At 55.5% G+C, this 13,387-nt stretch carries 15 protein-coding genes; 11 read left to right on the top strand and 4 right to left on the bottom strand.

Annotation, left to right across the window (positions count from 1 at the left end; all coding sequences use genetic code 11):
• Nucleotides 1-14: 14 nt before the first annotated feature.
• On the bottom strand, nt 15-575 hold the full coding sequence (locus tag CMN55_RS11875) for a phasin family protein (protein WP_293950019.1): 561 nt from the start codon (nt 573-575) through the stop codon (nt 15-17).
• 246 nt (nt 576-821) lie between these two features.
• A complete protein-coding gene (locus tag CMN55_RS11870; protein ID WP_293950018.1) occupies nt 822-1,514 on the bottom strand; it encodes a hypothetical protein in 693 nt (230 codons plus the stop codon).
• Nucleotides 1,515-1,832: 318 nt separating this feature from the next.
• Here CMN55_RS11870 and CMN55_RS11865 point away from each other — a divergent pair, with 318 nt between their 5' ends.
• A complete protein-coding gene (locus tag CMN55_RS11865) occupies nt 1,833-3,188 on the top strand; it encodes a D-alanyl-D-alanine carboxypeptidase (protein ID WP_293950017.1) in 1,356 nt (451 codons plus the stop codon).
• A 22-nt stretch (nt 3,189-3,210) separates the two neighbouring features.
• Here CMN55_RS11865 and CMN55_RS11860 read toward each other — a convergent pair whose 3' ends face one another.
• Nucleotides 3,211-4,071 carry an MBL fold metallo-hydrolase gene (locus CMN55_RS11860; RefSeq protein WP_293950016.1) on the bottom strand — a complete coding sequence of 287 codons (861 nt, stop codon included), beginning with the start codon at nt 4,069-4,071 and terminating at the stop codon, nt 3,211-3,213.
• A 104-nt stretch (nt 4,072-4,175) separates the two neighbouring features.
• On the opposite strand from CMN55_RS11860, the gene CMN55_RS11855 reads away from it, so the two are divergent.
• The 6 genes from CMN55_RS11855 to CMN55_RS11830 all read left to right on the top strand — a co-directional run bounded on the left by CMN55_RS11855 (nt 4,176) and on the right by CMN55_RS11830 (nt 7,990).
• Nucleotides 4,176-4,472, top strand: coding sequence for an ArsR/SmtB family transcription factor (locus CMN55_RS11855; RefSeq protein ID WP_293950015.1), 297 nt, complete (start codon nt 4,176-4,178; stop codon nt 4,470-4,472).
• Between the two features lie 3 nt (nt 4,473-4,475).
• On the top strand, nt 4,476-4,919 hold the full coding sequence (locus tag CMN55_RS11850; protein ID WP_293950014.1) for a YeeE/YedE family protein: 444 nt from the start codon (nt 4,476-4,478) through the stop codon (nt 4,917-4,919).
• Nucleotide 4,920: 1 nt separating this feature from the next.
• Nucleotides 4,921-5,346, top strand: coding sequence for a DUF6691 family protein (locus CMN55_RS11845; protein WP_293950013.1), 426 nt, complete (start codon nt 4,921-4,923; stop codon nt 5,344-5,346).
• Nucleotides 5,347-5,433: 87 nt separating this feature from the next.
• The gene (locus tag CMN55_RS11840) at nt 5,434-6,201 is read left to right on the top strand and encodes an SDR family NAD(P)-dependent oxidoreductase (RefSeq protein WP_293950012.1); all 768 of its coding nucleotides are present in this window, start codon (nt 5,434-5,436) and stop codon (nt 6,199-6,201) included.
• An 11-nt stretch (nt 6,202-6,212) separates the two neighbouring features.
• Complete coding sequence (locus CMN55_RS11835) at nt 6,213-6,944, top strand: hypothetical protein (RefSeq protein ID WP_293950011.1); 732 nt, start codon at nt 6,213-6,215, stop codon at nt 6,942-6,944.
• Nucleotides 6,941-7,990: an AbrB family transcriptional regulator gene (locus CMN55_RS11830; protein ID WP_366932044.1), complete on the top strand. Its 1,050-nt coding sequence runs from the start codon at nt 6,941-6,943 to the stop codon at nt 7,988-7,990. The genes CMN55_RS11835 and CMN55_RS11830 overlap by 4 nt, the downstream gene beginning before the upstream one ends.
• Before the next feature lie 5 nt (nt 7,991-7,995).
• Here CMN55_RS11830 and CMN55_RS11825 read toward each other — a convergent pair whose 3' ends face one another.
• Nucleotides 7,996-9,324 (bottom strand): MATE family efflux transporter, encoded by a 1,329-nt coding sequence (locus CMN55_RS11825; protein WP_293950010.1) that lies wholly within the window; start codon nt 9,322-9,324, stop codon nt 7,996-7,998.
• A 326-nt stretch (nt 9,325-9,650) separates the two neighbouring features.
• Between CMN55_RS11825 and CMN55_RS11820 the strand changes: the two genes are divergently transcribed.
• From CMN55_RS11820 to CMN55_RS11805, 4 genes are all read left to right on the top strand, one after another.
• Complete coding sequence (locus CMN55_RS11820) at nt 9,651-10,358, top strand: hypothetical protein (protein WP_293950009.1); 708 nt, start codon at nt 9,651-9,653, stop codon at nt 10,356-10,358.
• Between the two features lie 5 nt (nt 10,359-10,363).
• A complete protein-coding gene (locus CMN55_RS11815) occupies nt 10,364-11,065 on the top strand; it encodes a DnaJ domain-containing protein (RefSeq protein ID WP_293950008.1) in 702 nt (233 codons plus the stop codon).
• 72 nt (nt 11,066-11,137) lie between these two features.
• Nucleotides 11,138-12,019: a UTP--glucose-1-phosphate uridylyltransferase GalU gene (galU, locus tag CMN55_RS11810; RefSeq protein ID WP_293950007.1), complete on the top strand. Its 882-nt coding sequence runs from the start codon at nt 11,138-11,140 to the stop codon at nt 12,017-12,019.
• A 37-nt stretch (nt 12,020-12,056) separates the two neighbouring features.
• The gene (locus tag CMN55_RS11805) at nt 12,057-13,364 is read left to right on the top strand and encodes a UDP-glucose dehydrogenase family protein (protein ID WP_293950006.1); all 1,308 of its coding nucleotides are present in this window, start codon (nt 12,057-12,059) and stop codon (nt 13,362-13,364) included.
• The last annotated feature ends 23 nt before the right edge of the window (nt 13,365-13,387 follow it).

Raw genomic sequence — 13,387 nt, 5'->3', positions numbered from 1 at the left:
ACTGTCAATCGGTATCAGGCCTGCTTCGCAAACACATCAAGGGCAGAAGCATAGCGGGCGCCGAAGGGCTCAACTACCGACTTGGCGGCATCCGCAACCAGAGAATTGAACTTGCTCACATCAGAAACATAGTTCTGCATGGACGTTTTGGCATATTCAGTCTGCACCTCGACAGCTTTTGCATAGTCTTCGGTCTCAGCCAGGGTCTTCGTGACGTTGAAGACTTCCTGCCAACGCTCGGTCCCGAAATCAATCAGGGCGGCGCCAATTTTCTCACCCTTTTCAACAGCCGCGTTGCCGGACTTTACGAAAGCGTCCGCGCTGTTCTTGTCATAGAACTGGGAACCTTCGAAAGCCTTGACCGCCTTCTCAAAGCCGCTCTTGCTCTCTGCAACGGCCTTTTCATAATTGGTCTTCAGCGTTTCGCTGTTGGACTTGAATGCCTTCTCGGCAGCTTCCGTCCCGTTCAGGAAGGCTTCCTGAAGCGACTTGCGGCCGGTCGCGATCATATCTTCAAATTCCTTCTTAACGACAGCCGGGTCAACGGTTGCGTTTGTCGTTGCTTTCTTGGTCATAGACTTAACCTTTCTGGATGCGCCTTAAAATTTCGTTTGCTGCACTGCAACAATACACCCTGTATATAATAGGGTTCTTATGAATGTCAATAAATTTTTTGTGCGGCGCAGCAAAAATTAACTAATCAATCAAACTATTGATTTATATAAAATAAATCCGTTTCTCTGCGCCTGAATGACGAGAATAATCCAAATGGAAACAAAAATTTCACAAAATGCTGCTTGCGCGCTAGAGGCCCTGGCGCGCTATTTGATCAGGCCATTATCCCCGACCTGCATGGTGAAATAGGTGCTGTCCGGCCCGCTTGTATAATAGCGGGAGGAACGACCGAAAACCACGGGGACATGCGGCTCGACAAAAGGTACGCCGGTCTGATCGCCTTTCGCCAGCACATCCCGGAAAGGCAGCTTCGCCACATCGGCATTACGGTCCGTCCAGGCATAATATTTGAAATTGCCCTCACGGCAAACCATGGCGATCCAGTAGAATTCATCTGAATGCAGGATCTGGCCACGAATGGCCGGTTGTTCAAACCCTGATTTGATCAGCGCCTGTTCAATGGCGCCCAGCTCCGCCGGGCTGATATCCACACGGCTGCTGCCCCCCTGTCCCCGTCCCGATCCTGTAACCTGGCCGAGCAGCCAATCAACGCCGATAGAACCGCGCAAGACACGAGTTGTCTGGGTTGCGGTGCCCGAAGTGGCATACTGGAGAATATCGTAGGTGCGCACCTGCTCGTCATAGATCGCATTATAGATCAAGCGGTAGCGCGCATTACGCCCCGGAGCGCAATCCCGGCGGATATCATCCCCATTGGCATAGGAAAACCACTGAAATGGCCGAACGACCGGATTCCCCACCTGATCCCCTTCTGCGGCACAACCGGCCAGCAGAAGCGTCATAACAAGAGCGGAAAAGGCGGATCGCAGTAATTTCATGGCCCATCGATCAAATATGCAGTTCATGCTAACCCGATATTAACCTTCCTTGCCTATCCTGACAAAGTGAAAAGCTGGCTTCGTGATATCTTACAAACATCAAGAGGATAGGTTTCGTTGTTCACATGCGGTAATAAAAAATTTATCGGAAATATGGTGGACATGATTCGCCGATTTTCTTACACTCGGGTACGAGTGGAGAAATTCACGCGTAACCGTATCAGTAATTTCAGTAAAACAGGCCACGTGTTGCAACAGGGTTCTCAAGAAACAGCCATCCTTGTAAGACCGCAGATGCGCCGCTTGCAAAGCAGTGCGATGACCTTCTGGCGTGCGCGCTTTTCGGTGCTTATTGCGTCTCTATTATGCGCTCTCATCACCCTCGCAGCGCTGCCCCATAGCGCCGAAGCGCGCTATGCCTCGATTGTCATGGACAGCCGGACCGGCGAGGTTCTCTACTCCCGCAACGCAGATGATCTTCTCTACCCCGCCTCACTGACCAAGATCATGACCCTCTACATGACGTTTGATGCGCTGGAGCGGGGCAAGCTACGCCTTAGCCAGAAGCTTCCGGTTTCCGCGCGGGCGGCGGGTCAGGCGCCAACCAAGCTTGGCCTGAGAAAAGGGGAAAGCATTTCGGTTCAGGACGCCATGTTCGGTCTGATTACCAAATCCGCCAATGATGCGGCGACCGTCCTCGCCGAAGCCATGGCACAGAGCGAAATGGAATTCGCCCGCATGATGACGGCGAAAGCCCGCTCCCTTGGCATGAACCGGACGACTTTCCGCAATGCCAGCGGCCTGCCGAACCGGCATCAGAAAAGCACGGCGCGCGATATGGCCATTCTCGGCGCCGCCATGATCCACGACTTCCCCCAATATTACCATTATATGTCGCTTGAGGAATTTGACTACAAGGGAACAGCGTTTAAAAACCACAACAATCTGCTCGGAAAGTATAATGGCGCAGACGGGATCAAGACCGGCTATATTCGGGCTTCCGGCTTCAACCTAGTGGCCTCCGCCAAGCGGGGCGGAAACCGGTTGATCGGTGTTGTGTTCGGCGGCCGGACGGCCAAAACCCGCGACACCCACATGGCTTCCCTGCTCGACCGCGGGTTTGAGCGGATCGAGGCAATCTATCCGACCACGGTGCCAACGCCATTCGACAAGCCGTTGCGGATCGCCCTCGGGACTCCTCATGAAACAGATACCGAAATTGAGGTGGCCGCAACCACGCAAGTTCCCCTGCCCGTACAGTCCCAGACTTCAGACAACGCTTCCCGTATCTATCGCATCAGCGATGTAAATAGGAGCAGCGTTTCGGTCACTCGCGGGTCGACACCGGCCGATGACAATTCAGGTTTCGAAATGGACAAGGCGGCAAATGCTCGCTGGGCTATCCAGATTGGCGCCTACAGTCACAAAACGACAGCACAGGACCAGATCAACAAGGCCGCAGCGCAGTCAGGCGGCATTCTCGAAGGGCGCCGTATCAATATCGAAAAGGCAATTTCCGACGGCAAGCCTTTCTATCGGGCGCAGGTCATCGGCTTCGATGAAACAGAGGCGCGCAAGGCCTGCAGCAGCCTTGCCGCACAGCGGGTTTCCTGTTTCGTGGTGGCGCCGGATCTGCGTTTACCAAGCTATATCGCCCAGAAAAACAACTCCTGATCCCTGGCACGACAACCCGTACTCACAACGCATTTAACGGCACTTTCAGATAAGCGATGCCATTATCTTCCGGTTCCGGAAGGTTTCCGGCCCGCATATTCACCTGAATAGACGGGATAATCAGCACCGGCATGGAAAGAGTAGCGTCCCGTTCGGTGCGCATTTTCACAAACTCTTCCTCGCTAACACCGTCATGAATATGGATATTTTTCGCCCGCTGCTCGGCGACTGTCGTTTCCCATAAATAGTCGCGCCCGCCGGGTGCATAATCATGGCACATGAACAGACGGGTTTCCGGCGGAAAAGCAAGTATCTTCTTGATCGAACGGTAGAGCGTACGGGCATCGCCGCCCGGAAAGTCACAACGTGCCGTGCCGTAATCTGGCATAAACAGGGTATCGCCGACAAAGGCCGCATCACCAATTTTATAGGTAATACAGGCAGGCGTATGGCCGGGGGTTGCCATGACGTCAATCTGAAGCCCACCGACAGTAAAGGTCTCACCATCTTTGAACAAATAATGGAACTGCGACCCGTCCTCCGCCACGTCATCACCAAAGTTATAGATTTTCTTGAAGGTGGACTGAACAGTTTTCACCACGGCGCCAATGCCGATCCGGCCGCCAAGCTGCTTCTGCAAATAGGGCGCGGCCGTCAAATGATCGGCATGAACATGGGTCTCCAATATCCATTCTATAGAATATTCTTTCGCTTTTACATAAGCAATCATCTCATCTGCGGCAGTTGTCGCCGTCCGACCGGAAGCATTGTCATAATCCAGCGCACTGTCGATAATGATTGCCTTCCTGCTATCCGGATCGGAGACCACATAACTGACTGTATATGTCGACTTGTGGAAAAATGCCTTTACATCAGGTTTCATGACTTTCCTGCTCCCCTTTTGTCCGCTTTGCATTCTAGTAACCAACTTCCTTCTTGACAATATATCTATAGTTACGTAGATATTCAAGTATGGATATTAATGAGATGAAGTTGTCTGCGGCACGGGCCAGCGTATTGATGAAGGCGCTTTCAAGCGAGACACGACTCCTACTGCTGTGCCGGATGGTTGACGGAGAGATTTCAGTCAGTGAATTGGCGGACATGTTGGAGATGCGCCCGGCTTCTGTTTCGCAGCAACTCGCCCTTTTGCGCAAGGACGCTCTGGTCAAGACCCGGCGGGAGGGGCAGACAATCTATTATTCTCTCGATGGAGAGGAAGCGCAGAAGATCATTGCAGTTCTTTATCAACTTTATTGTCAGGAAAACCAGCAAGGGGACTAACGGATGGAAAATTTTACGCCTGTGAGTTCGCTGATCGGCGGCATCATTCTCGGTCTTTCGGCAACACTGTTATTAATGGCAGGAAAAATTGCCGGAATCAGCGGCATTCTCGCCAATCTCCTCCCGCCGTCTGGGCGCGATTCCCTGTGGCGTATCCTGTTCATCATCGGACTGATTATCGGCGCGGCCGCCTATCCGTCGCTGGGCGGCGATATGTCTTTTATGGACATCAATCCCTACCAGCTATCGGAAGGCAGCCACTACATATTGCTGATCCTTGCCGGTTTGCTGGTTGGCGGCGGCACCTATATCGGCGCAGGCTGCACCAGCGGACATGGTATTTGCGGACTGGGGCGATTGTCGGTTCGCTCACTCGTCTCGGTGCTTGTCTTTATGGCCATCGCCGTCATCACCGTCTTTATCATGCGCAGCATTATCGGAGGCTAAGATGCTCAACATCATCAGTCTGATTTCAGGCATACTGTTCGGGCTCGGCCTGGCGATTTCCGGTATGGTCAGCCCCGGCAAGGTTATCGGCTTCCTTGATCTGACCGGCAACTGGGACCCCAGCCTCGCCTTCGTCATGGGCGGCGGAGTACTGGTCACCGTCATTACCTTCCGGTTTATCCTGAAACGTGAAACGCCAGTTTTTGGGGGTCATTTCAGCCTGCCGACAAAAACGGAGGTGGACAAGCGTCTCCTCGCCGGGGCGGCGTTGTTCGGCGTCGGATGGGGCCTTGGCGGTCTCTGCCCCGGTCCGGCGCTCAGTTCCCTTGCCTATGGCAATGCGAAAATATTCACCTTCGTCGCCGCCATGGTTGCCGGGATCGTGATTGCCAAGCTGCTGACCGGCACCTTCCGAAAGGATGCATGAGCCTTAGTTGATATTTTCCTTTGTATGTTACGGGCAATCTTGGGTACTCTGTCGGCCGCAACATAAAACAAAAACAGGAAAAGTATCATGCCGTCATCCAACAAGGTCGCCATTGTCACCGGTTCCGCGACGGGCGCCGGGGCTGCCATTGCCCTCGCGCTCGCGGACAAGGGCTATAATGTCGTGATCAATTACACCAAAAGCCTGAAGGAAGCGGAAGAGACCGAAGCGGCCTGCGCCGCCAAGGGTGTGGAGACCCTGCTCTTTCAGGGGGATGTGTCGAAGGATGAGGATTGCCGCGCCATGGCCAAGGCGGCCCATGACAAATGGGGGCGCCTTGATGCGCTGGTCAACAATGCCGGGCGGACAAAATTTGTCGCCCATGGTGATCTTGACGGGCTGAGCGCGCAGGATTTTCATGATATTTACGCGGTCAACACCATCGGTGCCTTTCTGATGACCCGCGCGGCCACGCCCTATATGAAAGAGACCGGCAAAGCCTCCGTCGTGATGATTTCTTCTGTTGCCGGAACACATGGTCAGGGCTCCAGCATTGCCTATGCGGCTTCCAAAGGCGCGCTCAACTCCATGACGAAGGCGCTGGCCCGCACGCTCGGCCCGGAAATCCGCGTCAACGCCATCTGCCCCGGCTTTATCGAAACCCGGTGGCTGCTACAGGGTTATGGGGAAGAGAAATATGATCTGTTCAAGAAGAAGCTCAAAAACAGCGTCCCGCTCAAGGCGGTTTGCCAACCGGAAGATATCGCCGATGCCGCCCTGCTCTTTATCGAAGGCGGCAATATGATCACGGGCGAGCTGATTATCGTCGATGGCGGGATGCATCTCGGCGGATAAACCGGCGCGTTGTGGCATATCCACCGGACATAGCCCGCGCGCTTGACTATCCTTATGCGCGGCCCGCAGGTTCTTATCTTTTTGCCAGTAGCGGGACGGAGGCGCTCCCTCCTGATGTTGCTCTTGCGGGGCGAATTCCGGTGCTTGCCTGCGGCTCCAATGCCGCACCGGGCCAGCTTGCGCGAAAATATGCAAGGCATCCGGAAACTGTTATCCCGGTCACGGCCGCAATCCTTCGGGATATGGCCTGCTGCTACTCCGCCCATGTGACCGGCTATGGCGCCATCCCGGCAACGCTGGATCTCGCGCCCGGCGCCATAACATATGCCCATATTACATGGCTGACAGAGATGCAGCTTGACGAGATGCACGCGTCGGAAGCCATCGGCATTAATTACCGCTATGTCCGGATGGATGGAATTGATCTCACCTGCGAGAGGGAAGGGCGATTATCCAGCATCCACGGCTATATCAGCCTGCATGGCAGTTGCCTGATAAACAACGCACCGGCTATCGTTGCAGGCATCAGATGCGAGAACGCCCCCTTCCCCATTCTCGATCAGCATGGTATGCAACGCTATCTGCTGGAAAGAATGGCCCCGGCAATGTCTCTCACCGACTTTATCCGGCAAAATATGAAGGACAGCAGTATCCGGGCCGCGCGTACCGCATCCCTTGCGGCCACTGCCCGGCAATTCATGCATCCTGCCATGAAAATAATTCTGGATAGGCAACAGGAATGAAGGATATGAAACGGACCGCNCTCGCTCTTGGCATTGGCGCGATCGGCGGCGCTCTCTTTTTTGCCGCGAACCTACCGCTCGCCTGGATGATTGGNTCCATGTGTATNGCAACGGTGGCCGCNCTNCGGGGATATAANCTTGCGGTCAANAATAACCTGCGCAAGATCATGACGGCNATNCTCGGGGTCATGCTGGGNTGCGGTTTCTCGACGGACACNCTCTCNGCNATGACNCGNTGGAGCGGCGGGCTCGCCCTCCTNCTNATCAGNATCCTGATTTCCATGCTGATCGTTTATTATTTCTATCGCCGNATCGGGAAGTTCGATCCNGTNACCGCCTATTTNGCNGCNGCNCCGGGCGGNATCAATATNATGTATGAAGTCGGNCAGGANAANGGCGGCAATGGCCCGGTNATCGCGCTGATCCATGCNTCGCGCATNCTCATTCTCGTCCTGACCGTNCCGATGATNTTNCGCTTNGGCGCAGGCTTCGACAGCACGGCGCAGATGGCNCCGCTGTTNGGNAATNTNNATGATCTNGTCGGCGATGGNTGGCTGCTGCTGGCGGCCGTTCTNGGCTANATCGGCGGCTATTACTGCCGCCTGCCCGCNTATCATCTGATGGGCCCGCTGCTNGCNACCGCTGCNGTNCAGATGGCNGGNATTACCGATGTCGCNCCNCCGATGATCCTTGTCTATGCGGCGCAGCTCGTCATTGGCACGGCCATGGGCTCGCGATTTCTCGGCACGACCTTCGCGGACATCCGCAATGTGATCNNCCTCAGCTTTGCCTCCACCGCCCTGATGGTNGGCATCGCCGCCGCCTTCGCCTGGGGCTTNGCNGACACCATCGGCGTCAGCGGTCCGGGCATCGTGCTCGCCTTCAGCCCNGGAGGNCTTGCAGAAATGTCGCTNGTCGCNCTCGCCCTNGGCATTGATGTCGCNTTTGTCTCCACCATGCATGTCATCCGCATCGCATTGATCATNGCNATTGTNCCGGCGGCNTATTCAATGGTTGAAAAACTCTCCCGGCGTCGATCCGGTTGACCGGACTATCGCAAAGCCCGCCGCTCTACNCTTGGATAAAGCGCGGCAAGNGTGAGCGCNCGCAGGGCCATAAAAACCATNAGNGCCGCCCAAAGTCCATGCGCGCCCCACAGATCGCCAAATATTTTCATGCAGGCGATATAGNCNAGGAAGGCGATGATCATGCCGTTGCGCATTTCCTTNGACTGCACCGCGCCGATNAAAATACCNTCGATNTGATAGGACCAGATGGCGACAAGCGGCATGGCCACNAGCCAGGGCAGNAATTCATTGGCACGCGCCCGCACCTCCTCAATTCCCGTCAGAAGATTAATGAGANTAGGCCCAAAGACCAGATAGACAAGAGCATAAAGACCCGCGACAATAAGCGCCCAGAAGCCGGTCACNAGGACTATTTCCCGCAGCCGGTTCACCTTCTTTGCNCCAATCGCCGTTCCCACCATGCCTTCCGCNGCAAAGGCAAAGCCATCCAGACCATANGAAATGAAATGTACGAAGTTCATCAGCACGGCNATGGCCGCGAGGGTGATATCTCCCTCCCGTGCCGCTTCGGCGGTAAAATAGGCAAAGGCGGAAATCAGCAGGATCGTNCGGATGAAGATATCGAAGTTGACGGAAAGCAGCCGNANCATTTTCGGCACNGCNAGAATGGCATCGCGCTGCCATGTCCCNCNTATCCGCCGNAATTCCCGNGCCGCCAGATACAGNCCGAGNANCAGCGCCGNCGTCTCCGATATGGCGGTGGCNGCNGCAACNCCNTCGACNCCCCAGCCAAATCCCATCACNAANANAAGNTCGAGGGCGATGTTCAGCGCATTCATGAATATCTGCACGATGAGCGCGGCGCGGGTATTNCGAACGCCGATAAANAACCCCATCANCGCATAATTGGCGAGCACCGNCGGTGCGCCCCATATCCGNACAGAGAAATATTCACCTGCCCCNNNCTCCACCTCGGCAGAAGCCTCAACAAGATCAAGCGCAAACCCGATCACAATCCGGTGCAGCAACAGGGCCAACGCGCCCAGAACCAGNGCCGTTATCATCGCCCGCGCCAGAATGGCACGGACTTCATCCCCNTCGTCTTCGCCCATGGCCTGCGCGATAAAGCCGGTCGTGCCCATCCGCAAAAAGCCGAATCCCCAATATAGAAAGCTGAAAATCATTGCGCCGATGGCGACGGAGCCAATGTAATGGGGATCGGGCAGATGGCCGACCACGGCGGTATCTACCGCGCCCAGCAGCGGCACGGAAGAATTCGACAGAATGACCGGCCAGGCAATACGCCATGTCTCGCGGTGACCGGGAAGCGAGAAGAAATGTCTGAGCGTCATCAACAACCAAAATAATCGCAAATGCCTAATCGATCTTTGCAGGCGTCTTGGATTCCCCGCCTGTAATGATCTACCTGTGGTTTCCGAGGCGGGGCCGGACCGAAACCCTCTCCCCTCTCCGGGTCGCCCAAGATATTCAGCATCGTCTTATGACCGGGAAACCCGGACATGGCAAGCCCCACGCCGCGATACCCGGCCGCATAACCAGCCGTCTCAGGCATATCAATGATTATATGAACGCCCGCATACGCCTTACGTCCCGAATTGAATTTTCTGGCGAAAGCGCCTATTTAATAAGAAGGATCAGGACAGGAGACAGGCGGAATTTGGCGAAGAATATTGAGAAAACGCCGGGCGCGTCCGGTAAGGATGATGTGGCTGAGTTTTTACGCAAGGTCGCGGCAACGCCGGTGCAAAACAGCAGCGGACGTAACGGTCGGCTGATCTTCGCCATTGACGCAACCGCCAGCCGTCAGCCGACTTGGGATCAGGCCAGTCATTTACAGCATGAAATGTTTGAGGAGGCCGCCGCCATTGGCGGGCTGGAGCTCCAGGTTGCCTTCTTTCGGGGATTTGGCGAATTCCGCGCGACCCGTTGGACAACGGACAGTAAGGCATTGATCCGCCCGATGTCGCGCGTATTTTGCCTCGGCGGCCATACCCAGATCGAAAAAGTGCTGAATCACGCCTTGAGCCAGACAAAAAAGGACCGCATCAACGCCCTCGTCTATGTCGGCGACTGCATGGAAGAGGATGCGGATCATCTGTGCCATCTTGCGGGACAGCTTGGTATGCTGAAGGTACCGGTTTTTGTCTTTCAGGAAGGCCATGACCGCATCGCCGAAAACTGTTTCCGGCAGATCGCCAAGCTCTCTGGCGGCGCCTACTGCCGCTTTGATAGCGCCAGCGCGGCCATGCTGCGCACGCTCCTCAGGGCTGTTGCCGCCTACGCGGCGGGAGGGCGCAAGGCGCTCAACGATTTCAGCAAAAAATCGCCCCGCGAGGCAACGCTGCTGCTCGAACAGATCAAATAACGGACATGCTGGCCTATTTCATTATCGGGATATTCCTGTTTCTGGCCCTGATTGTCGGCAGTCAGGCGCTGGCCAACGCCGATCCCGGAAAAATTCTGAAAGGATTGCGCATCAGTGCGGTAGTGGTGTCGGCCGTCCTTGCCGGGTTTTTCATCCTGACCGGACGTTTTCCCCTCGCCCCTCCCTTCATTGTTGCCGCCCTGTTTTTTCTACGCAACAAACCACTATTTAGCAGCCGGAAGCCCTCCGACGGGCAAACTTCGGACGTGCACACGCTCTGGCTCGCCGCCAACCTCGATCATGACAGCGGCGAAATGGATGCCACTATCCTGCAAGGCGCGTTCGAAGGCCTTAAGCTTTCCTCTCTCAGCCGCTCTGAAATTGATGCGCTTTACCGTGAGGCAAAGGATGATGCGCGGACCATTGCCATCCTTGAAAGCTTCATCAGCCGCAAATATGGGGAAGATTTTAGCGACGCAGAAGCGGAAGATGATAAGGACAATCGCAATTCTCAGCGTGCTGGGGCAAACGGCGGCATGACCCGCACCGAAGCACTTGCCATTCTCGAACTCACTGAGACGGCAAGCATCGCCGACATAAAAGCGGCACATCGAAGGCTCATGAAAAAGTTCCATCCTGACCATAACGGTTCCGACTACATGGCCGCCAAATTGAATGAAGCAAAAGATTTTCTCCTGAAAGGCTGAAAATCAGGACTTGCCTTCGCAGCGGGCGAAATGCCATAAATTTCGGATGTTCTTCAATAAAGTTGGTTAACTATGCCCAATAAAGTTCGCAAAGCCGTCTTTCCTGTCGGGGGACTTGGCACCAGATTTCTTCCGGCGACCAAAGCCATGCCGAAGGAAATGCTGCCTGTCGTTGACAAGCCGCTCATCCAGTATGCCGTCGAAGAGGCGCGCGCCGCCGGGATCGAGGAATTCATCTTTGTTACCGGCAGGGGCAAGACAACGATCGAGGATCACTTCGATCATTCCTACGAACTTGAAAGCGTCCTTAACGAGCGCAACAAGCAAAGCCTTCTGAAGGAATTGCAGGCGAGCGTCCCCAAACCCGGCAGCATCGCCTATATCCGTCAGCAGGAACCACTTGGTCTCGGACATGCGGTGTGGTGCGCAAAACGGCTTGTCGGGGATGAGCCCTTCGCCGTGATCCTCGCGGATGACCTGATTCTTGCCGATACACCCTGCCTCGCACAAATGGCCGCGGCGCGCGAACAGGCGGGCGGCGGCAATATGCTGGCAGTGATGGAGGTCCCGAAGGCCCATACTTCCCGCTATGGCATTCTCAGCCCCGGCAAGGAGACGGATAATCTGATCGAGATTACGGGTCTGGTTGAAAAGCCCGCCCCTGAGAAAGCCCCATCCAACATGGCCGTCATAGGACGTTATATTCTGGAGCCGACGATCTTCTCCTTGCTGGAAAAACAGCAACGCGGGGCCGGCAATGAAATCCAGCTGACCGATGCGCTCTCGGAAATGTTGGGCGATGTTCCCTTCTACGGCATGAAATTTGACGGCACGCGTTATGACTGCGGCGACAAGATCGGCTTTCTCGAAGCAAATATCGCCTTTGCCCTGCATCGTACCGATATGCAGGACGATATGCGGGACATTGTCAAAAAAATTGCAAACAATCTGTAGTATATCCTCCCTCGTCAACTAGGACGGAGAGATCTGGATGCATATCGCTGTGATTGGGACCGGCTATGTCGGGCTGGTATCGGGAACCTGTTTTTCCGAGTTCGGTCACGATGTGATCTGCATCGATACGGATGAAACCAAAATTGCCCGCCTGAACGCCGGGGAAATCCCGATATTCGAGCCCGGCCTCAGCGCGATGGTGGAGAAAAACAGCCGCTCCGGCTATCTCAAGTTCGGTACGGATATGAAAAGAGCCGTGGCGGGTGCCGATGCTGTTTTCATTGCCGTCGGCACGCCCAGCCGCCGCGGCGACGGCAAGGCGGACCTCACCTATGTCTACGCTGCCGCCAAGGAAATCGCGGCCGCCCTGACCGGCTATACCGTGGTCGTGACGAAATCCACCGTGCCCGTCGGCACCGGGCGGGAGGTGGAGCGAATTATCCGGGCGGTACGGCCGGAAGCCGACTTTGATGTTGCCTCCAACCCCGAATTCCTGCGCGAAGGGGCGGCGATAGAGGATTTCATGCGGCCAGACCGGGTGATTGTCGGCACCAAAGTCGAACGGGCGCAGAAGGTCATGGCCGATATCTATCGGCCGCTCTCCCTCATTCATACGCCACTCCTATTCACCAGCCTTGAAAGCTCGGAACTGACAAAATACGCGGGCAATGCCTTTCTTGCGACCAAAATCACCTTTATCAACGAGATGGCTGACCTCTGTGAAAAAGTTGGCGCCGATGTGCATGACGTGGCGCGCGGCATCGGGCTGGACCGGCGGATCGGCGCGAAATTCCTGCACCCCGGCCCGGGTTTCGGCGGCTCCTGTTTTCCGAAGGACACACGGGCGCTTTATGAAACCTCCGTCGAGACGGGCGCGCCACTGCGTATTGTTGATACCGTCATTGATATCAATGAGGCCCGCAAGCACAACATGGCGGCGCGCGTAATTACGGCCTGCGGCGGATCGGTTGCGGACAAGAAAATCGCCATTCTTGGCCTGACCTTCAAACCCAATACGGATGACATGCGCGAGAGCCCGAGCCTCGCCATCATCCCGGCGCTCGCTCATGCGGGGGCGCATATTCGCGCCTACGACCCGGAGGGCATGGCCGAAGCCGCGAAGCTTCTCGGTGGCATTGAATTTTGCGACAGTTCCTACGCGACGCTGGAAGGCGCCGACGCCCTGGTCATCATCACCGAATGGAACGAATTTCGCGCCCTCGACCTGAAGCGGGTGAAAGCCCTCATGCGGGCGCCCCTGATCGTCGATTTACGGAATATTTATGATCCCCATGATATGGCCATAAATGGTTTTATATATAGCAGTATCGGCCGCCCGGTATAACTTTGGACCTTCACAACCGTGAA

This window comes from Sneathiella sp. (assembly GCF_002694385.1).
Classification (GTDB): Bacteria; Pseudomonadota; Alphaproteobacteria; order Sneathiellales; family Sneathiellaceae; genus Sneathiella.
Note: the sequence above shows the minus strand (reverse complement) of the source record. Positions and strands in the feature narration are given on the sequence as shown.